Annotated in this window: 18 protein-coding genes; 6 read left to right on the top strand and 12 right to left on the bottom strand. The window is 49.7% G+C overall.

Going from position 1 to position 21,082, the window contains the following annotated elements; all coding sequences use genetic code 11:
- Nucleotides 1-21: 21 nt before the first annotated feature.
- The 12 genes from H9X84_RS10590 to rpmH form a co-directional block, all read right to left on the bottom strand.
- Nucleotides 22-1,635 carry an Ig-like domain-containing protein gene (locus tag H9X84_RS10590; protein WP_205134069.1) on the bottom strand — a complete coding sequence of 538 codons (1,614 nt, stop codon included), beginning with the start codon at nt 1,633-1,635 and terminating at the stop codon, nt 22-24.
- A 198-nt stretch (nt 1,636-1,833) separates the two neighbouring features.
- Nucleotides 1,834-2,664, bottom strand: a complete 831-nt coding sequence (gene noc / locus H9X84_RS10585; RefSeq protein ID WP_205134068.1) for a nucleoid occlusion protein — start codon at nt 2,662-2,664, stop codon at nt 1,834-1,836.
- Between the two features lie 199 nt (nt 2,665-2,863).
- A complete protein-coding gene (rsmG, locus tag H9X84_RS10580; RefSeq protein WP_205134067.1) occupies nt 2,864-3,583 on the bottom strand; it encodes a 16S rRNA (guanine(527)-N(7))-methyltransferase RsmG in 720 nt (239 codons plus the stop codon).
- Nucleotides 3,584-3,586: 3 nt separating this feature from the next.
- A complete protein-coding gene (locus tag H9X84_RS10575; RefSeq protein WP_205134066.1) occupies nt 3,587-4,012 on the bottom strand; it encodes a hypothetical protein in 426 nt (141 codons plus the stop codon).
- A 21-nt stretch (nt 4,013-4,033) separates the two neighbouring features.
- Nucleotides 4,034-5,914 (bottom strand): tRNA uridine-5-carboxymethylaminomethyl(34) synthesis enzyme MnmG, encoded by a 1,881-nt coding sequence (gene mnmG / locus H9X84_RS10570; protein ID WP_205134065.1) that lies wholly within the window; start codon nt 5,912-5,914, stop codon nt 4,034-4,036.
- A gap of 132 nt (nt 5,915-6,046) precedes the next feature.
- Nucleotides 6,047-7,459 carry an MATE family efflux transporter gene (locus H9X84_RS10565; protein ID WP_205134064.1) on the bottom strand — a complete coding sequence of 471 codons (1,413 nt, stop codon included), beginning with the start codon at nt 7,457-7,459 and terminating at the stop codon, nt 6,047-6,049.
- Nucleotides 7,460-7,479: 20 nt separating this feature from the next.
- Nucleotides 7,480-8,874 carry a tRNA uridine-5-carboxymethylaminomethyl(34) synthesis GTPase MnmE gene (gene mnmE / locus H9X84_RS10560; RefSeq protein ID WP_205134063.1) on the bottom strand — a complete coding sequence of 465 codons (1,395 nt, stop codon included), beginning with the start codon at nt 8,872-8,874 and terminating at the stop codon, nt 7,480-7,482.
- A 70-nt stretch (nt 8,875-8,944) separates the two neighbouring features.
- Entirely contained in the window at nt 8,945-9,631 is a 687-nt protein-coding gene (gene jag, locus H9X84_RS10555; protein WP_205134062.1) for an RNA-binding cell elongation regulator Jag/EloR, read from the bottom strand.
- A 3-nt stretch (nt 9,632-9,634) separates the two neighbouring features.
- The gene (locus H9X84_RS10550; RefSeq protein WP_205134061.1) at nt 9,635-10,669 is read right to left on the bottom strand and encodes a YidC/Oxa1 family membrane protein insertase; all 1,035 of its coding nucleotides are present in this window, start codon (nt 10,667-10,669) and stop codon (nt 9,635-9,637) included.
- Between the two features lie 114 nt (nt 10,670-10,783).
- Nucleotides 10,784-10,996, bottom strand: coding sequence for a membrane protein insertion efficiency factor YidD (gene yidD, locus H9X84_RS10545; RefSeq protein WP_205134060.1), 213 nt, complete (start codon nt 10,994-10,996; stop codon nt 10,784-10,786).
- A complete protein-coding gene (gene rnpA / locus H9X84_RS10540) occupies nt 10,996-11,373 on the bottom strand; it encodes a ribonuclease P protein component (RefSeq protein WP_205134059.1) in 378 nt (125 codons plus the stop codon). Before rnpA ends, yidD begins: the two co-directional genes overlap by 1 nt.
- Before the next feature lie 112 nt (nt 11,374-11,485).
- Entirely contained in the window at nt 11,486-11,620 is a 135-nt protein-coding gene (gene rpmH / locus H9X84_RS10535) for a 50S ribosomal protein L34 (protein WP_022253700.1), read from the bottom strand.
- Nucleotides 11,621-12,265: 645 nt separating this feature from the next.
- On the opposite strand from rpmH, the gene dnaA reads away from it, so the two are divergent.
- The 6 genes from dnaA to gyrA all read left to right on the top strand — a co-directional run bounded on the left by dnaA (nt 12,266) and on the right by gyrA (nt 21,081).
- On the top strand, nt 12,266-13,597 hold the full coding sequence (gene dnaA, locus H9X84_RS10530; protein ID WP_205134058.1) for a chromosomal replication initiator protein DnaA: 1,332 nt from the start codon (nt 12,266-12,268) through the stop codon (nt 13,595-13,597).
- Between the two features lie 289 nt (nt 13,598-13,886).
- Nucleotides 13,887-14,990, top strand: a complete 1,104-nt coding sequence (gene dnaN / locus H9X84_RS10525; RefSeq protein ID WP_205134057.1) for a DNA polymerase III subunit beta — start codon at nt 13,887-13,889, stop codon at nt 14,988-14,990.
- Between the two features lie 16 nt (nt 14,991-15,006).
- Nucleotides 15,007-15,225: an RNA-binding S4 domain-containing protein gene (locus H9X84_RS10520; protein ID WP_205134056.1), complete on the top strand. Its 219-nt coding sequence runs from the start codon at nt 15,007-15,009 to the stop codon at nt 15,223-15,225.
- A 50-nt stretch (nt 15,226-15,275) separates the two neighbouring features.
- Nucleotides 15,276-16,424 (top strand): DNA replication/repair protein RecF, encoded by a 1,149-nt coding sequence (recF, locus tag H9X84_RS10515; protein WP_205134055.1) that lies wholly within the window; start codon nt 15,276-15,278, stop codon nt 16,422-16,424.
- A 234-nt stretch (nt 16,425-16,658) separates the two neighbouring features.
- Entirely contained in the window at nt 16,659-18,560 is a 1,902-nt protein-coding gene (gene gyrB / locus H9X84_RS10510) for a DNA topoisomerase (ATP-hydrolyzing) subunit B (RefSeq protein ID WP_205134054.1), read from the top strand.
- A 22-nt stretch (nt 18,561-18,582) separates the two neighbouring features.
- Complete coding sequence (gene gyrA / locus H9X84_RS10505; RefSeq protein ID WP_205134053.1) at nt 18,583-21,081, top strand: DNA gyrase subunit A; 2,499 nt, start codon at nt 18,583-18,585, stop codon at nt 21,079-21,081.
- Nucleotide 21,082 lies beyond the last annotated feature (1 nt).

The following is a 21,082-nucleotide window of genomic DNA, read 5'->3' as shown; positions in this document are numbered from 1 at the left end:
TCCTTTCTTTTTTATGCGATTTTATGCCTGCTGGAAGGAAACGCTTCCGTCCGCCGCCTTGGTCAGCTGATAATTCAAAGTCTGGCTGTAACCGTTGGGCGCCTGGAAAATTACCCGCAGGGTATGATTTCCCACCGTCAATGTACTGCTGTCCAGCTGGCACCGATAAGGCATCGAGGTCTGTGTGCCCAGCCATTTTCCGTCTACGGAATAAGTTGCCGTCACGGTCTGGCCAATGACATCACAGTATGCCCGCAGGGTAATGACGCCGCTGGCGCCGCGGACTGCCGACAGAGGCTGGAAGGTCTGCGCCTGCTGTCCCACCTGAGAGATCAGCGTAGGATTGGATTTCAAAGCGCTGACATAAGCCGCCTGTACCGCCGCGTTATTTTGCAGAGTATAGTCATATCCACTGCCGTTTCTGTCAAAATAAATGATGGCTTTTACCTGCGGATAAACCATATTCAGGGTCGTATACAGTTCTTTCACCCGCTCCGCCGCGAAATTGGATAAAGAAGCGGAACCGGAAATGCTGTGTCCGCTTCCCCCCTCGGTTACGATCATAGGCTTGTTATATTTCTTTGCCAGATCCGCCGCGTGGGAAAAGCTCTTTACAGGGTCCGCGTAATTGCCGATGCCGAAATACATTTCATTGGCATCCTGCCCCGGTTTGGGACTGAAAGCGGATTGATATTGGTTCACATACAGAGAAGCGCCTACCCAGTCCACCAAAGACGCGCTGGGGAAATAAGTCTCCATATCCCCGCCAAAGGAGGAGGTGTAGTTGGGCGAGAAGACCAGAGCCACATTAGGCGCCACAGTTCTGGCTTTCTGCGCGATTCTGGTATAGGCCGCTTTAAAGGCCTCTCCCATAGTCGCGTTGGTCCATACATTCATTTCCCCGCCGATACGCAGAAGCACAGGGCTTTTCAACGTTGCCAGATAGCTCAGCGTTTTCTGGATATTAGCGTCATACGTTCCCGCGTTGATGGCGGCAACGGTGCTCCCCTCCTGAGGGAAGTTCCAGGCAATATGGATGGCGTGTTTTCCATCGTCAAAAGGCGAAATATACCGGTCCATATCCGCCGCCGTGCTCTGACCCAGCTCTACATAGAAGGAAACGATAGATTCCCCTTCTGCCGCCGCGTCATTGGCCTCCGTCCAGACACGGCCGTACCAGGTGCCGCTTTTCGGCTCATTTTTCGCCCCATAATAAGGCGCCTGGGCATTGGTCAAAGCGTATACCTGAGCGTTGGGAGAAATCTTTCTCTCCCGTTCCTTCGCCATGGTCACAGCGTCTGTAAAGCCCAGATAAGCCCCGTTGACCTCCACCTGCTGAAGAGCCTCTTTGGCTTTGGTATAATTCCCTTTAGATTCATAAATGGGGTAGTTGGCGTAATTGACATTATACCGGATAGACGCCACATCGGAATCCAGCGGCAGATTCTGATAATACTGGAGCAAAGCGTTGCCCTTTACCAGCATCTGATCTTTATTATTGGCGTTTTTCGCTTCCGTAAAAGCGGAAAGATAGGGCCAGTATCCCTTAGGATGGGCCGCAAAAGCCGGTACGCTGTTGGCCAGAAGGGCCAGTGTCAGCCCCATGGCACTGATGATCTTCCATTGTTTTTTCATGGTACATTCCCCCTTTTACTGTTCTTTCCCTAAAACATTCTCTCAGCGCGGAAGAAAGCAAAATACACAATATTTTCTTTCTTCTTCCAGTTTTTATACACAAAACAGAGCCTGTTCTGATAAAAACCGCTGTGTTTAAGTAAAATATACCATTTCTTTTCACAAAAAACAAGAACCCTTTATCTATTTCTTATAAGCCTATTCCTCTTTTTTGCGAATCCGGATCAGGATTTCACAGCCATCCTCCTCTGCCTTATCCTCATAAAGGACTTCCATCCCTGCCTTTCGGATCACCTCCACCGACTGCTTGATGGTATTGGTAAACAGCCGGAAATCCGTCACATACCGCTTTTCCTTCTGCTCCGGCTTTTCCTCCGTCCGCGCCCGCAGTCGCTCCATGGTGTCCTCCACCAATTCCTCCGTTTTGCGGACATTCAATTCCTCCCGGATCATCCGCTCCAGCACCGTCATCCGGCTTTCCTCGTCCGGCAGCCGCAGCAGGGCTCTTGCGTGGCGCTCCGTGAAATGGTGGTCCATAAGCATCCGCTGGACGCTTTCCTCCAATCTGAGAAGCCGCAGCTTATTGGCGATAAAGGACTGGCTTTTAGACAGCTTTTCCGCCAGTTCCTCCTGGGTCATACCATAGTCCTCCATCAAATTCCGGTAGCCCTCCGCCTCCTCCAGAAAGGACAGATTCTGTCGCTGGATATTCTCAATAAAAGCCAGCAGGGCGCTTTCATTCTCTCCCACCTGTAAGATCATGGCCGGAATCAAAGTCAGTCCTGCCATTTCCGCCGCCCGCAGACGCCGTTCCCCCGCCACCAGCTCGTAATATCCATTATGCATTTTCCGCACCGTAATAGGCTGCAGCAGGCCATAGGCGGCAATAGAATCCGCCAGTTCCTCCAACGCCATTCGGTTAAAATACTTTCTGGGCTGATAGGGATTGGGGCGTATTTTATCCAAAGGCAGATGACAGACCGACATTTCTTTTTTCATACGCAGATCAGGAAATTTCAATGCTTCCATAGGATCACTCCTTTTTTGATGTATTTTCCGTCCAAAGACGGGCAGATCCCCCTCTTTTTTTAATGGTAGCACAGCTTTCTCGCTCTTTCCCAAAAACCGTACAACAAAAAAAACGGCTCCTCGACAGGAACCGTGATTTTTCCATATTTCCCCGAAAAAAAAGCGTCTTCCCAAACCCATGGGAAAACGCTGTCTTTCTTTAACGCAGGGGATTTTTCTGTATTTTTCCCGCTTTTCTGGGGTACTGCGCCGGTGTTTTCTCTGTTTTTCTGATGATGACCAGTTTATGGCGCAGGTCGGTAAAAGGAATCTCCACATCCACTACTTTCTCCAAAGTGCCGCCCAGCTTTTTCAGGGCGCCCTGGGCCTCTTCCAGCTCTCTGAGGGCATCGGGGCCTTTCAAAGCCGCCAGTCTGCCGCCGGTTTTCACAAAAGGCAGGCAGTATTCCGAAAGCACCGACAGATTAGCCACCGCCCGGGATACGCACAGATCAAATTGCTCCCGCAGTTCCGGATTCTGGCCGCCGTCCTCCGCCCGGCTGTGGAGATAGGTCACGCCTTCCAGATTCAGCTGCCGCCCCACTTCCTCCAGAAAACCGATGCGCTTCTGCAAAGAATCCAGCAGTGTCACCTCTAAAGAGGGGCAGGCAATCTTCAAGGGGATGCCGGGGAACCCAGCGCCGGTGCCTACATCAATGATCTTTTCCTTCCCTGTCAGAGCCAGATGGGGCAGTACACTGATGCAGTCGGCAAAATGCTTCAGCACCACTTCCCGCTCCTCCGTAATGGCCGTCAGGTTCATTTTTTCATTCCATTCGATAAGCAAAGAAAAATACGTCTCAAACTGGGACAGCATCTCTTCCGTCAGTTCTACACCCATTTCCTTCGCGCAGTCCATCAGCAGGCTTTTATGCTCCATGGCTTACTCCTTTTCTATCTCATAAATCTTCCATCTGCCGTAGTCGTCCGGCTCTGTCACCAGCCGCAGAAAAATCATTTCCCGCCGGTCTGCGCAGGCCAGAGAAACCGTTCTGGTCCGCTCTCCTTTTTCCTCCAGAAACAGGCAGTAGCTGCCCTCGGAGGAAAAGAACTTCTGGATCTGCTCCATATCCGCGCCGTTTCCCACCGTCCGGGAAAGATAACCTCTGGCCTCTTCCGTCCGGTTTTTCTGCAGCGCCCGAAGAAAGGCCATGACCGTTCCCCGGGTATCGGAAAGAGAGAAATACGGCTGCTTCAAACACCGCAGAGCCGCCGTTTCCATGGGGAACCTGCGGCGGACTGACGGCAGATATAATCTCATTCTTCGTTTCTGTTCCTGTTTTCTTTGGTGCCAAGGCAGAAAAAACATTTCTTTCTACCTCCTTTCTATTTATCGGCCCCGTTTGTGCTGCTCCATATAAATGAGCAGTACGGAAATATCCGCCGGGGAAACGCCGGTAATACGGGAGGCGTGTCCCAAAGATTCGGGGCGGATGGCGTTGAGCTTCTGTCTGGCCTCCAGACGCAGCCCCTGTATGGTTTCATAGTCTATATCCTCCGGCAGTCTGCGGTTCTCCAGTTTCTGGAACTGTTCCACCTGTTTCAGCTGCTGGTTGATATAGCCTTCATATTTGATCTGGATATTCACCTGTTCCCGCACCGCCGGCGGCAGAACAGGACGATCCTTATCTATGGGCGCCAGCTTTTCATAGTCCAGCTCCGGCCGTTTCACCAGATCCGCCAGCTTAACGCCGGTTTTAATCAAAGAGCTATGATACTGCTCCAGTACCGCCGCCGCCTCCTGAGAAGGCGCAATGGTCAGATTTTGTACCCGCTGGATCTCTTCCGCCGTCTGACGTTCCTTTTCCAGCAGGCTGTCATATCTCTCCTGAGAAATCAGGCCGATTTCATAGCCCAAAGGCGTCAGACGCTGGTCGGCGTTGTCCTGCCGCAGCAAAAGACGGAACTCCGCCCGGGAGGTCATCATGCGGTAAGGCTCCTTACTGCCTTTGCTAATGAGGTCGTCAATCAAAACACCGATATAGCCATCGGAACGGCGCAGGACCACAGGCTCCTTCCCTTGAATATACCGTGCGGCGTTGATGCCGCCCATAAGCCCCTGTGCCGCCGCTTCCTCGTAGCCCGAAGAACCATTGAACTGTCCGGCGGAAAAAAGGCCATGGAAGTCTTTGAATTCCAGAGACAGCTTCAGCTGGGTGGCGTCGATGCAGTCATACTCAATGGCGTAGGCAAAACGGGTGATCTCACAGTGTTCCAAGCCGGGAATGGTGCGGTACATCTCGATCTGCACATCCTCCGGCAAAGAAGAGGACATGCCCTGAATATACATTTCCTCTGTATTTTCCCCTTCCGGCTCCACAAAAAGCTGGTGGCGTTCCTTATCGGCAAAGCGCACTACCTTGTCCTCAATGGAGGGGCAGTATCTGGGGCCGGTGCCCTCGATGAGCCCGCCAAACAAAGGAGAACGGTGCAGGTTCTTCCGGATGACCTCATGGGTCTTTTCGTTGGTATAAGTCAGCCAGCAAAGCTCCTGCTCTCTGGCGATGTCCTCCGGCGTATTTTCAAAGGAAAAAGGAACGATGTCCCTGTCTCCGTACTGCGGTTCCATTTTGCTGAAATCCAGAGAATTCCGGTTCATACGGGCGGGAGTGCCTGTTTTGAAACGGAAAAGCCGGATGCCCATATCCATAAGATTCTGACTCAGCTTTGTGGCGGGCATCAGGTTATTGGGTCCGCTTTCCACAATATGATCCCCGCTGAGACAGCGGCTTTTCATATAAGTGCCCATACACAGCACCGCCGCCCGACAGCGGAATACCGCTCCGCTGGTAGTCACTACGCCGCAAACATGGCCGTCCTCCATGAGGATCTCGGAAATTTCCGCCTGCTTAATTTTCAGGTTTTCCGTTTTTTCGAGAGTATGCTTCATTTCCTCGTGGTATCTCGTTTTATCGGCCTGGGCCCGCAGGGAATAAACCGCCGGCCCCTTGCCCGTATTGAGCATTTTTGTCTGAATATAGGTTTTGTCAATATTTCTGCCCATTTCCCCGCCCAGAGCGTCGATCTCCCGGACCAGATGGCCCTTGGAGCTGCCGCCGATGGAGGGATTGCAGGGCATCATGGCGATACTGTCCAGACTGATGGCAAACATCACTGTTTTCATGCCCAGTCTCGCCGCCGCCAAAGCCGCCTCACAGCCGGCGTGTCCCCCGCCGATGACGGCCACATCTATGGTTTCCGCTTCGTACATTTTCCCATTCACCTCTGTATATCAAAAAAACCGCCGTTTGTTTTGTCTATTAAAATTCCATTGTATCATTTTATGGGAAAAACCCCCGTAATGCAAGCATTTTCGGGGGTCCCATCAAAAAATATCCGATTTTTACGCCATTTTCGGCGCGTTTTCTTCTTTTTCCAATTTTGCCATAACCCTTCGGAACTGGAAAAAGAACATGGCGGCCGTGGTGCAGACCGCGATGATATCCGCCGCAGGCTCCGCCAGAAATACGGCCCGATCCTTCTGTTCCAGAAAAGCGGGCAGAAGATAAATCAGCGGAATCAGCAGAATAATCTTCCGGTATACGGCCAGAAACAGCGATGTTTTGGCGTTGCCAATGGCGATAAAGGTCTGCTGGCAGGCGATCTGTATGCCAAAAATCCCGGCCCCGGCGAAATAATACCGTAAAGCCCAGGCCGTATAATCCAGCAGGCCCTCATTTTTGGTAAAGAGCATAGGGATCAGCCGGGGGAAAATCATACAGACAGCCCACAGACTCAGAGAATAGGCCAGACTGCATTTGAGCAGCAGCCGGAAGGTCTCCCGGACACGCCCCGGTTTTTTGGCGCCGAAATTATAGCCCGTAATGGGCTGGGCGCCCTGGGCAAGCCCCATCAGAGGCAGCATGGAAAACTGCATGATGCTGGTGAGAATACTCATGGCGCCTACGGCCGTATCCCCGCCGTAGCGGTACAGGGAAGAATTGAAGCAAAGACTGATGGCGCTTTCCGTAGCCTGCATGATAAAAGGAGACATCCCCAACAGCAGGCTGGGAAATACCACATTGGCCCGCAGTCCGAAATTTTTCGCCCGCAGCTTTAAAATAGTATTTTTTCCCAGTAAAAAACGGATGACCCAAAGGGCGGAAACCGCCTGAGAAAGGATGGTCGCCAGTGCCGCTCCCTGTACTCCCATCCCCAAAAGATAGATAAACACAGGGTCTAACACAATATTTAACGCCGCGCCGATCATCACAGTGAGCATACTGATCTTGGCAAAGCCCTGGGCCGTAATAAAGGCGTTCAGCCCCAGCGCCAGCTGTACGAATATGGTACCCAGACAATAGAGATTCATATATTCCATGGCATAGCCGATGGTATTCTCACTGGCGCCGAAGGCCATGAGAAAATCTCTGGCAAACAGCCGAAAAAACACCGTCAGTATTACGGCAATAGCCAGCAGCATCACAAAGCTGTTGCCCAGTGTTTTTTCCGCTTCTTCCTTTTCGCCCCGCCCCATAAGCACAGAGGCTCTGGGCGCGGCTCCCATGCTGACCAGAGCCGCAAAAGCGGAAATCAGCATGATAATAGGCATGCAGACCCCTACCCCTGTCAGCGCCAAAGCCCCTGTTTCCGGGATATGCCCGATATAAATACGGTCTACCACATTATACAGCACATTGACCACCTGGGCTGTAATGGCCGGAAAGGCCAGCTTTTTCAATAAGGATCTGATATTTTCCGTCCCCAGCGGATTTTCCTGCTCCAGACCTTTTTGCAGTTCAGGTTGATGTTCCATAAACGGCACCTTCTTTTTTCTTATTTGCCTAAACAGAATTTCGTAAAGATACGATCAATAATTTCCTCATCAGCCACGTCGCCGGTAATTTCACCCAATGCCCGGCTGGCGTCCTGTAAATCCATAGAGATAAAGTCCTCCGGCATTCTGGTCTGGATGGTCACCAGACAATGCTCCATGGCCTCTTTTGCCTGATACAAAGCGTTTTTGTGTCGGGTATTGCCTAACAGAGCATCGTCGGCCGTTGCCGTCTGGCCGCTGAAGAACATGGTTTTGATGGCGTCGATCAAAGCGTCGAAACCCGTATTCTGTTTTACGGACACAAACAGAATCTGCTCCTTTGGCACAAACCGGGACAGCTCTTCCAGCGAAAGAACCTGCTCCAGATCCGATTTATTCAGCAGCACAATACTGTGCTTTTCCCGGATAAAGGAAAGAATCTCCTTATCCTCTTCCTCCAGCGGCCGGGAGGCGTCTAACATCATCAGAATCAGATCCGCCTGCTCGGCATAGGCCTTGGATTTTTCCACGCCCATTTTTTCCACAATATCTCCCGTTTCCCGGATGCCTGCCGTATCCACGATTTTTACGGGGATACCGTCAATATTGATATACTCCTCCACCGTATCTCGGGTAGTGCCGGGAATATCCGTTACAATGGCCCGGTCCTCCTCCAGGAACCAGTTTAAAAGAGAAGATTTTCCCACATTCGGTTTTCCCACGATAACTGTCTGAAGGCCTTCCCGCAGGATTTTCCCACGGTCCGCCCCCGCCAGCAGACACTCCATTTCCGCCAGCAGTTTTCTGGCGCCCGCCTCCATACTGCCGTAGGTCTCTTCCTCAATATCATAATCGGGGTAGTCAATGACTGCCTCAATGGAGGCGATCATATCAATGATCTCACTGCGCATTTCACGGACCGCCGTTTTCAGCCGGCCCTCCAGCTGATTCACCGCCGCCTGACGGGAAAGCTCCGTTTTGGACTGGATCAGGTCAATGACCGCCTCCGCTTGGGTCAGGTCAATCCGGCCGTTCAAAAATCCGCGTTTCGTAAATTCTCCGGGCTCCGCCAGTCTGGCGCCGGCATGGAGCATGGCCTGCAAAACACGCTGCGTCACCAGAAAACCGCCGTGGCAGTTGATTTCCACAATATCCTCTTTTGTGTAAGTATGGGGCGCCTTCATAACAGATACTAAAACCTCGTCAATGACCTCCCCGTCTTTCCCATCGGTGATTCTGCCGTAGGAAATGGTATGGGTGGCCTTTTGTGTCAGATGCTTCTTTCCCTGAAACAGCTGATCCGCCAGTTCGATACAGCCTGCCCCACTCATACGGACAATGCCAATGCCGCCGCTGCCCAAAGGGGTGGAAATGGCCGCGATAATATCATCCAGAAAATTGGCTTTCTGCAGCATAAAAACGACTCCTTTCTGTATGCAAAAAGACGCCCGAACGCTGTTTTCGCACGGCCGTCTTTTGTAATTCTTATTCCGCTGTTTCTGTTTTTTCTGTTCTTTCCGCCCGTTCCGCTCTTCTGGAATCTTTGGAATTCTTCGCTTTCAGAGCGATGACTACATTCCGGAAGGGTTCTTCCCCTTCGCTGAAGGTAGTTACATATCTGTCGTTTTGCAGGGCGGAATGGATGATCCGTCTTTCATAAGGATTCATGGGCTCCAAAACAACATTTCTTCTGGTATGTTTTACCTTCTTCGCCAGATTGAAGGCCAGTGTTTCCAGTGTTTCTTTTCTTCTCTGGCGGTAGTTTTCCGTATCCAGCATCACGCTGATATAGGAAGCGCTGTGTTTATTGACTACCAGATTCACCAGATACTGCAAAGCGTCCAGTGTCTGACCGCGCTTACCAATGAGGATGCCCATATCATCCCCGGTCAGGTTAACCAGAAGATGCTTGTCCTCCATTTTTGTTGTGATCTTAATAATCAGCCCCATGGACAGGAATACTTCCCGCAGGAAATTTTCCGCCGCTTTTTCCGGGTTAAAATTCTTCTTTACCAAAACCACCGCGTCTTTGCCGCCGAACATGCCCAGAAAACCCTTAGAGCCTTCGTCAATAACGGTGATGCTGACCTCTTCTTTGGAAGCGTTCAGCTCCGCCAGGGCCGCAGCCACAGCCTCGTCAATGGTCTTGCCGCTTTTTCTGATTTCATCCATTGCTTACAACGCCCCCTCTGCCAGTTTCTTTTTGTAGTATTTCTGCAGGAAAATCTGCTGCAGGATACCGAAAATATTACTGATGGTCCAGTACACACCAAGACCCGCGGGTACGTTGATGCAGAAGAACGCCATCATAAAAGGCATAAAGTAAACCATCATTTTGTTCATGCTGTTGGTCATCGCCATTGCCTGATCGTTGCCAGCTGCCGCCGTATTGGAGGAAGTCATCATCAACATGATCTTGGACTGGGCATATGTGGAAATACCTGCCACAATGGGCACAATAATGCCGGGGAAGGACAGGCCGCATTTGCTGACCAGAGGAATGGTCAGGAAGGTTTCAATATTATTCTTCACATCCATCAGAGGCAGCAGTGCGCTTCCGCTGTCACCCAGAGTATTCAGAATGGTGGTCCAGTCATCCGCCTTGATATTGGCTACCAGCAGGATCACATCATTCAGGCTCTTCAGGTCAATCCCTTCCTGAATTTTATATGTATTGACAATATCCTGCGCGAAAGGCGCGAATACTTCTACACGCAGCGCCTCAGGAATCTGCAGGATCACATTGGCGATATCCGTATAGTTGTTTCCAATGACGTCTACATATACATACGCGTTCTGGAAAATATAGAACAGGGCGTACAGAATGGGGAGCTGGATCAGCAGAGGCAGACAGCCGCCCATCAGATGAACGCCGTTGGCTTTCTGCAGGTCCTGGATCTCCATGGCCATTTTCTGCTGAGAAAGCTGATCCTTTTTGTCTTTATACTTATTCCTGATCTTATTCATCTCCGGCTGCAGCTGCTGCATCTTAAAAGAAGATTTCTGCTGCTTTACCATCAGAGGGAAGAGGATCAGTTTTACGATCAGAGTAAATACGATGATGGCAAGACCCAGCGCCCCGGCGCTGACGTTGCCGTAGATGCCGTTAAACAGCATATTGTAAAACTTCCCGAGAAAAGCCGCAATGGGACTGAAGATCCCCGGCTCACGAACCATTTTCATGGCCGTCAACAAACTAAACTCAATCACACTTTTGCCTCCTTAAATAACGGATTTTTTCAGCGGCCCGGACCTTCCATCCCGCCACAAAACATGACTGCCGCTGTCGCTGCTCTCTCTTTCAAACAGCCTTTTTCCTTTTTCTTATGGAACGGGATCATAGCCGCCCTCATGAAAGGGATGGCACTTCAATAAACGCCGTACTGCCAGATAGCCGCCTTTGATGGCCCCGTACTTTACAATGGCCTCATACGCGTATCTGGAACAGGTTGGCGTAAAACGGCAGTGGGGCCCGATATAGGGTGAGATCCCCAACTGATACAACCGAATGAGAAACAGAAGAATTTTTTTTGCCATCAATTTTCATCTCGATTCTTTTCCTCCGCCCCCGCGGGAACGGTCAGAATAAAATTATGTTTTTTCAGTAAATGACGCAGGCTGTCCCGTACCTGCCAATATGTGGCTTCGTTGCAGGATACCCGGGCGATGACCACAATATCATAGCCCTTTTTCAGCTCCGGCTCCAGGCTGCGGTAGCCCTCCCGGATCAGGCGGGTCACATGAGAGCGCATCACGCTCTTGCCCACCTTTTTGCTGACGGAGATCCCCAAGCGGTTTTTCTGGGTACCGTTTTTGATCACATACATGACCAGCTGGCGGTTGGCAAAGGATTTTCCTTTTTGATAAACATACCGAAACTGAAAATTCTTTTTCAGGGATTCTGTAAAAAGCATTTCTTTCCCCTTCCTTCCCAAAAAAATACCGTTTTTTTACCCGAAAATTTTCTCCTAGTACGAACAAAAGGCCACATTCAGCGGCCTTAATCTTATCTGGTATGATCGAAAATTATGCGGATAATACTTTTCTACCTTTTCTTCTTCTTGCAGCCAGCACTTTTCTGCCGTTTGCTGTTCTCATTCTTTTTCTGAAGCCGTGTTCTCTGCTTCTCTGTCTTTTCTTAGGCTGAAATGTCATTTTCATTTACGACGCACCTCCTCTTCCTTGCAGTTTCATGACTGCCCACTAACGAGCACTGCTACTATTATATTGAAAAAGCAATCCGCCGTCAAGAAAAAAATTCACGAAAACTATGAAAAATAAAGGAAAGTCCCCAGACAACCGCCGCTAATTTTACAACATAAAGAGTAATTTGAGACGAAATGAGACTTTTTTTTCCATATATTGATCTTAGGCAGAGCTGGCTTTGTGGAAAAAAAATTTTTTTCAGGCACAAAAAAGTCCGCGGAAGGAAAAAATCAGGCGCTTCATCCTTGCGATTGTGGATAACTTTTGTTATACTGAAAAAAATTATGATTTTTTCTAAGCTATCCACATTTTCCAGAAAAATCTATTCATGTTATCCACACGATGTTGATAACTTTGTGCATAACTTTTGAAAGCTGTGAAAATACTGTGGGTTTTTTATGAAAACAGGGATGAAACAACAGATTTTTACCGAAATCCTTTTTTGTGTAAAACTTCTGTTTCTTTTTTTCACATCCTGTGCATAACTTTTTCCGCCGGCAGCCTGTCCACGGAAACATCCACCGAATATGTGGACAACCGGAGCGGTTATACACAGAGGAGCGCAGAAAAAAAACAACCAATAAACAGGAGGAAAAATTTATGGACATCAATCAATACTGGTCGGAAGCGCTGAAGATCATCGAGGACGAGATCGCTTCTTCCTTCAGCTTTCAGACATGGATCCAGCCTCTGGTCCCTGTGGGGATCAAGGAGGACAAATTTATATTCCGGATTCCGGACCCCATCTATAAGGATATGGTAGAAAAACGGTTTCTGCCCCTGATCCAGAGTGCTGTGGCGGCCGTTACAAAGGTCAACTATCAAATCGTAATTCTGGAGGAAAATCAGGACATCGACTCTGTGGTGACACAGACACAGAAAACAGAAAACAGCCGTCCGGAACTTCCCCAGAACCTGAACCCGAAATATGTGTTCAGCTCCTTTGTCGTTGGCAACAGCAACCGTATGGCCCACGCCGCTTCTCTGGCTGTTGCGGAATCCCCGGCAAAGGCCTATAATCCGCTGTTCCTTTACGGAAACTCCGGTCTGGGCAAGACCCATCTGATGCATTCCATCGCCCATTTTATACTGGATAAAAACCCGGCGGCAAAGGTACTCTACGTGACCAGTGAGACCTTCACCAATGAGCTGATCCTTTCGATCCAGAACAACAAAAACGAGGAATTCCGGAACAAGTACAGAAATATTGATGTACTGCTCATTGACGATATTCAGTTTATTTCCAAAAAAGAAGGGACTCAGGAGGAATTTTTCCATACCTTCAACGCCCTTTATGAATCCAATAAACAGATTATCATTTCCTCGGACCGTCCGCCCAAGGAAATCAAAACGCTGGAAGACCGACTGCGCAGCCGGTTTGAGTGGGGCCTCATCGCCGACATTCAGCCGCCGGATTATGAAACCAGAATCGCCATTCTGCGTACCAAGGCGGAACGGGATCATCTGGAAGTGCCCGATGACGTTATGGCATATATCGCCAAAAATATTGTATCCAATATCCGTGAGCTGGAAGGCGCTCTGACCAGAATTGTGGCCTATGCCACATTGACTACCCAGAAGATTTCTCTTTCCCTGGCGGAAAAATCCATGAAGGATATTTACAGCGACAGCGCCCAGGTGCCTTTGACGGCGGAACTGATCCAGGAAGTTGTCGCCAGCCATTACAATATTCGGGTAGAGGATATCCAGGGCAATAAAAAGCCCAAGAACATCGCTTTCCCCAGACAGATTTCCATGTATCTGTGCAGAAAGATGCTGGATCTGACACTGCCGAAAATCGGCGAGGCCTTCGGCGGCAGAGATCATACCACCGTCATCCACGCCATCGGCAAAATCGAAAAGCAGATGGAGGCTGATGCGGAATTGAAAAATACCATTATGGAACTGGAAAAAGAGATCAAAAATCAATGATATTGTGGATAACTTCAGAAGAAAAACGGAAGTTTCTTTTTATCCACATTTCGCTGTGAAAAAACAGGGAATCTGTGTGGATGATTTTCTTCCGCCGCTTTCTTTTGTGCACAATGTGTATAACTGAAAAAATACGGCGTACTTTTCCACAGAGTTATCCCAGCTCATTTTCCTTAGATTTTCAAGGAAAACCGACTTTTCCACAATATCACAGCCCCTACTACGATTACGACTTAATAAATGCTATTATATTATCTTTTCACTGTGCAAAAAGGAGATGTGTACAACAATGAAACTGATTTGCCGGAAGGACGTACTGCTGCAGTACATCAATATTGTCAACAAGGCCGTATCCGCCAGAACCACACTGCCCATTCTGGAATGTATCCTGCTGACAGCGGATGACAGAGGATTTACCATGACCAGCAACAATCTGGAACTGGGGATTCAGACCGCCCCCATTGAAGCGGATATTCTGGAACGGGGAGAAATCGCCATTGAAGCGAAGATATTCTTTGAAATCATCCGCCGTTTGAACGGAGAGATGGTAACGCTGGAAACAGACGAAAAAAATACCATCACCATTACCGGCGGCTCTTCCCAGTTTACCATTATGGGACAGAAAGGGGAGGACTTCCCCGGTCTGCCTTCCGTAGCCCAGGAGGAAGTTTATACGCTGGGCCAGAACGAACTGCGGGAGCTGATCCGTCAGACCATATTCTCCATTTCTCAGGAATCTACCAAACAGATTCTGACAGGGGAATTATTCGAAATGAAAGAAAACAGCCTGCAGGTGGTTTCCATCGACGGCTACCGCATTTCCTTCCGCAAAAGCCCGCTGGCGCATGAATTCGCGGAAAAAAGCGTTGTTGTTCCCGGCAAGACATTGAATGAACTGACCAAAATCCTTTCTCAGGAAGAAGAGGACAGAGTGCATCTGTATTTTACAGACAAACATGTTCTTTTCGATCTGGGCACCGCCATTATGGTTTCCCGCCTGCTGGAGGGGGATTATGTCAGCTATGAAAATAATTTCTCTGAGGATTACAAAACAAAGATCCTCATTGATACCGACGAACTGATTCAGGCATTGGAACGGGCTTCCCTGGTTTCCAGAGATAATCGGAAAACGCCAGTGCGCCTGGAATTAAAGCCCAACGTGCTGGTGATTACTTCCCGCAGTGATATGGGCACCGCTTATGAGGAAGTGGCCAATGAAACAGACGGGGACGAGCTGCAAATCGCTTTTAATCCCAGATATCTGATAGAAGCCCTGCGGGCCATCGACGATGAAAAGGTATCCATCCGTTTCACCGGCTCTCTCAGTCCCTGCATCATTACACCAGTGGAGGGAGACGCTTATAAATATCTGATCCTTCCTCTGCGGATGTAAGAAAGGACGTGGAACCATGGAAAAAGTCTATATTCATACGGAATTTATCAAATTGCAGCAGGTATTGAAGCTGGCGGGATTTATTGACCAGGGCTCTGATGTAAAGGTGTTCCTGGCGGAAGGTCAGGTTTTGGTCAATGGAGTTACAGCCACAGAGCGGGGAAAGAAAATTCACCCCGGCGATGTGGTGGAAGTAAAGGGCATCGGCAAAGTGGAAGTTTTGGCGGAAGCGTAATGCTCTGTTGATAAAAAAGAACCGCCGGACTGCATAAGCGTGCGGGGATAATGCATGGGTATTATGCAAAATTTATATTTAATAAAGCTTGGTGCATATTTATGTATATAAAAGAAGTTTTTTTACAGGGGTTCCGGAATCTGGAGCCCCTTCATATGACGCCGTCGCCAGGCATCAACCTGTTTTATGGTGAAAACGCGCAGGGAAAGACCAATTTTCTGGAGTCTCTCTATTTTTGCGCCATGGGCCGGTCTATGCGCAGCCGCCACGAGCAGCAGCTCATTGCCTTTGGGGAAGGAGAAAGCCATATCCGGCTGGAACTGGTTTCCTCTTACCGGCAGGATCGAATTGACGTCCATTTGAAACGGGAGGAAAAAAAGGGCATTGCCGTCAATGGGATTCCCATTCGCCGGCTGGGGGATCTTTTTGGTACACTGTATACTGTGATTTTTTCCCCGGAGGACCTTTCTCTGGTAAAAAACGGACCGGGAGAACGGCGGCGGTTTCTGGATATGGAGCTTTGTCAGCTCAATAAGGTCTATTACTACGACTTGCAGCAGTATTACCGTATTTTGAAGCACCGGAACAATCTGCTGAAGGAAATCCGGAAAAAACCGGCTCTGGCCGATACCCTTTCCATATGGGATAGTCAGCTGGCGGAGCGGGGAGAAAAGATTATAGCCGCCAGAAGCCGATTTTTGGCCCGTCTGGACGAGATTGCCGCAAAGAAGCAGGATTTACTGACGGGAGGCAGAGACGCCCTTAGAACGGAATATAAGCCAAATTGTGAGGGGGGTGCCCTGGCGGAGCGTCTGGAGCGCAGCACGGAACGTGACATTCTTCTGGGCAGCACCCAGAACGGCCCCCATAAGGACGATATTGTTTTTCTGGTCAATGGCAGAGATGTCAAGCAGTTCGGCTCCCAGGGGCAGCAGCGGACCACGGCCCTTTCCGCCCGTCTGGCGGAGATTGACCTGATCCGGGAGGAAACGGGGGAAAGCCCGGTTTTGCTGCTGGATGATGTACTTTCGGAGCTGGACGAAAACCGGCAGCGGTTTTTGATGGAGAGCATCGAAGGGATGCAGGCCTTTTTGACCTGTACCGGCATAGAGGATGCTGTGAAAAAATATCTGAATCGGGAAAATCTGTTTCATGTTTCCCGCGGCAGAATCACAGGAGAAGCCTGGCAGAAAAAATAACAGAGATCTTTCGGCAAAACGGAAGGTCTCTTTTTTTGTCGAAAAAAGAGAATTTTTCTTAAGAAAAGCGAAAAACATTTATAAGGAAAATACAGAATTGAAAAAAATCCATGAAAAACGCGGGTTTTCCTTGAAAAATCAATTCATTCTCCTTGTGAAAACAGGAAAAAAATGATATAATGACTCTGTGTGTATGAAAAGCAAAAAAGCAGACAGATGTGAGGAGAGAAAAGTATGTCAGCAGAGTATAACGAAAGTCAGATACAGGTACTGGAAGGACTGGAAGCAGTCCGCAAGCGTCCTGGTATGTATATCGGCTCTACCGGGGAAAGAGGCCTGCATCATCTGGTTTATGAAATCGTGGACAACGCGGTGGATGAAGCGTTAGCGGGATTTTGCAGCGAGATTACCGTCAAGATCCATCCGGATAATTCCGTTTCCGTTCTGGATAACGGCCGTGGTGTGCCCGTAGGCATCCACCATCAGAAGGGCATTTCCGCTCTGGAGGTCGTATTCACGATCCTTCACGCCGGCGGCAAATTCGGCGGCGGGGGATACAAGGTATCCGGCGGCCTACATGGCGTAGGCGCTTCTGTTGTAAATGCCCTGTCGGAATGGCTGACGGTTCGTGTCTGTACCGATGGAAAGATTTATGAGCAGAAATACAGCCGGGGGAATGTGCTTTGTCCCGTGACGGAAATCGGGGAAACAGAAGAACATGGGACCTTTGTTCATTTCCTGCCCGACGCGGAGATTTTTGAGGAAACGGTATTTTCCTATGACACCCTGAAACAGCGCCTGCGGGAGACGGCGTTTTTGACCAAGGGGCTGAAAATCAATCTGATTGACCTGCGGGAAGGCATGGAACAGGAACGGACCTACCATTATGAGGGCGGCATTAAGGAATTTGTGGCTTATATCAATAAAAACCGCCAGCCTTTGTATGACAGTATCTTTTACGCCAGCGGCGAAAAGGACGGCATTCTGGTAGAGGTAGCCTTCCAGCATAATGACGGCTATACGGAAAATATGTTTACTTTTGTAAACAATATCAATACGCCCGACGGCGGCACCCATCTGGTGGGCTTTAAGTCCGGGCTGACAAAGACCATCAACGACTACGGCAAAAAGATCGGCCTGATTAAGGATGCCGACAAAAAGCTTTCCGGCGATGATGTAAGAGAGGGCATGAGCGCCGTCATCAGCATCAAGGTGGAAGACCCTCAGTTTGAGGGCCAGACAAAGGCCAAATTGGGCACCACCGAAGCCAAGGCGGCTGTGGAGGCAGTTCTGAGCGAATATTTGACCTATTTCCTGGAAGAAAACCCAGCCATTGGTAAAATCATTATCGAAAAGGGAATGATGGCTTCCAGGGCCAGAGAAGCGGCCAGAAAGGCAAGGGAACTGGTGCGCCATAAAACGGGGCTGGAAAATACCAGACTGCCGGGCAAGCTGACAGACTGCACCAGCAACAATCCTCTGGAATGTGAAATCTATATCGTAGAGGGGAACTCCGCCGGCGGCTCCGCCATCAAGGCGAGAAATCCCCTGACCCAGGCCATCCTGCCTCTGCGGGGCAAGATCCTGAACGTGGAAAAGGCAAGAATGGACCGTATTCTTTCCAGTGAGGAAATCAAAAATATGATCCTGGCGTTCGGCACAGGCATTTCCGATGATTTCGACCTGGAAAAACTGCGTTATCATAAAATCGTCATCATGACCGATGCCGATGTGGACGGCGCCCATATCCGTACCCTTCTTCTGACCTTCTTCTATCGCTATATGCCACAGCTCATTGAGGAAGGCAAGGTATATATCGCTCAGCCGCCGCTGTATCGGGTAGAGAAGAATAAACAGCATTATTATGTTTACGACGATACGCAGTTGGAAGAACTGTACAACGAAATCGGCAGAGACAATATCAAAGAAGTACAGCGCTACAAAGGTCTGGGGGAAATGGACTACGACCAGCTGCGGGATACCACCATGGCGGTGGAACACCGTATTTTGAAAAAAGTCACCATTGGTGACGCCCTTCTGGCGGATGAGATTTTCAGTATGCTTATGGGGGACAGCGTAGAGCCCAGAAAGGAATTTATCGAAGAAAACGCCCAGTACGCGGAAATGGATTTCTGAGGAAAGGAATTAAGGTGAAAGCATGAGTGAGATGAATCAGGAACTGGATAAGGTCGTTTCCGTGGACATCAACGACGAAATGAAGCAGTGCTATATCGACTACGCCATGAGCGTTATCGTTGCCAGAGCCCTGCCTGATGTCCGGGACGGTCTGAAGCCGGTGCAGAGAAGAATATTATATTCCATGAGCGAGATGAATCTGGAGCCGACCAAGCCCTATAAAAAATCCGCCCGTATCGTCGGCGATACCATGGGTAAGTACCATCCCCACGGGGACAGCTCCATTTATCAGGCTATGGTGCGTATGGCACAGAATTTCTCCATGCGTTATATGCTGGTAGACGGCCATGGGAACTTTGGCTCCATTGACGGCTACGGCGCCGCTGCCAGCCGTTATACAGAGGCCCGTATGTCCCGGATCACCCAGGCTATGCTGGCGGATATCGAAAAAGATACGGTGGATTTTGTGCCCAACTATGACGAATCGGAAAAAGAGCCGGTGGTTCTGCCTTCCAGAATCCCCAATCTGCTCATCAATGGCTCCTCCGGTATCGCCGTAGGTATGGCCACCAATATCCCGCCCCATAACCTGCGGGAGGTGGTCAACGGTCTGGCCTGCATGATCGACCATAAAATTGCCGGAGAGGATACGGATATTGAGGAACTGATGGAATACATCAAAGGCCCCGATTTTCCTACCGGCGCCACCATTTTGGGAAAATCCGGCATCCGTGCCGCTTACCGCACCGGCAGAGGGAAAATTCTGGTGCGCTCCAAAGTGGAGATTCAGCCTATTTCCGGCGGCAGAGAAAGAATTGTCGTAACGGAAATCCCTTATATGGTCAATAAGCTGCGTCTGATCGAAAAGATCGCGGAGCTGGCCAAGGAAAAACGCATCGACGGCATCAGCGCCCTGCGGGATTCCTCCGCCGGGGATGATATCGAAATTATCATTGAGCTGAAAAAAGACGTCAACGCCAATGTAGTGCTGAATCAGCTTTATAAATATACCCAGCTGCAGGAGAGCTTCGGCGCCATTATGCTGGCCCTGCGGGACGGCAAGCCCGCCATTATGAATCTGAAGGAGATCCTTTCCGAATATTTGAAGCATCAGGAGGAAGTGGTCACCAGAAGAACCAGATTCAATCTGGATAAAGCGGAAAAACGGGCCCATATTCTGGAAGGTCTGCGGATCGCCATTTCCAATATTGACGAAGTCATCCGCATCATCCGCACCAGCTATGACAATGCCAAAGAGCGCCTGATGGAACGCTTTGGCCTGTCTGAGATTCAGGCCCAGTCCATTCTGGAAATGCAGCTGCGCAGACTCCAGGGGCTGGAAAAAGAAAAGATCGACGAGGAATATGCGGAGCTCCAGAAAAAGATCGCTTATTATAAATCCCTGCTGGCGGATGAAAAGCTGCTGTTAGGGGTAATCAAGGATGAAATCACGCAGATCAGCGAGAAATACTCTGATGACAGACGGACAGAGCTGATTCCCAATCCCGGCGAAATCGACGTGGAAGATTTGATTGAGGAAGAGACCTGCGTCTTTACCCTGTCTAATCTGAACTATGTAAAACGTACGCCGCTGATGACTTACCGCAGCCAGAACCGGGGCGGCAGAGGCGTTGTGGGTATGCAGACCAGAGAAGAGGACTTCGTAAAAGACCTGTTCCTGTCCTCTACCCATGATACCATTCTGTTCTTCACGGACCATGGCAGAGTGTACCGCCTGAAAGGCTATGAAGTGCCGGAGGCCGGCAGAACGGCCAGAGGCATGGCTATTGTCAATCTGTTGGAAATTGCCGCTGATGAAAAAATTACAGCCTGCATCCCTGTCCGGGAGTTCCGGGAGGACCGGTATCTGGTCATGGTAACGAAAAACGGCATCATCAAGAAAACGGACCTGGCCAGCTTCGCCAATATCCGCAAAGGCGGCCTGATCGCTGTCAATCTGCGGGAGGACGACAGCCTGATTTCCGTTATGAATACGGAAGGCGAGGACGAAATCTTTACGGCCACCAGAAATGGCATGGGCATTCGTTTCAGTGAAAAGGACGTTCGTCCCATGGGCAGAGCGGCGACCGGCGTAAAGGCCATCCAGCTGAAGGAAGGGGACTATGTGGTTTCCGCCTGCAAGCTGAGCCCTACGGCCGATATCCTCAACGTAACGGAAAACGGCTATGGCAAACGTACTTCCCTGGAAGAATTCAAGCTCCAGTACCGCGGCGGCATGGGCGTTAAGATCCATCAGCTGACGGAAAAGACAGGACTTCTGACAGGGGTTCTGGTGATAGAGGAAAACGAGGAATTGATGCTCATTACCTCCGAAGGCGTCATCATTCGTCTGAGAGGACGGGATATTTCCCAGATTGGCAGAGTTTCACAAGGTGTGAAACTGATGAATCTGGATGAAGGCGTCAGCGTAGTTAGTGTGGCAAAAATTTCCGAAGAGGATATTGCGGACGAAGAAAACGATTCCGCCCAAGAAGAAGCGCAACAGGAAACAGAAGCATAAA

Source organism: Anaerotignum lactatifermentans, assembly GCF_016902535.1.
In the GTDB taxonomy this organism is placed as follows: domain Bacteria; phylum Bacillota; class Clostridia; order Lachnospirales; family Anaerotignaceae; genus Anaerotignum; species Anaerotignum lactatifermentans_A.
This window is presented reverse-complemented; position numbering and strand designations above follow the sequence as displayed.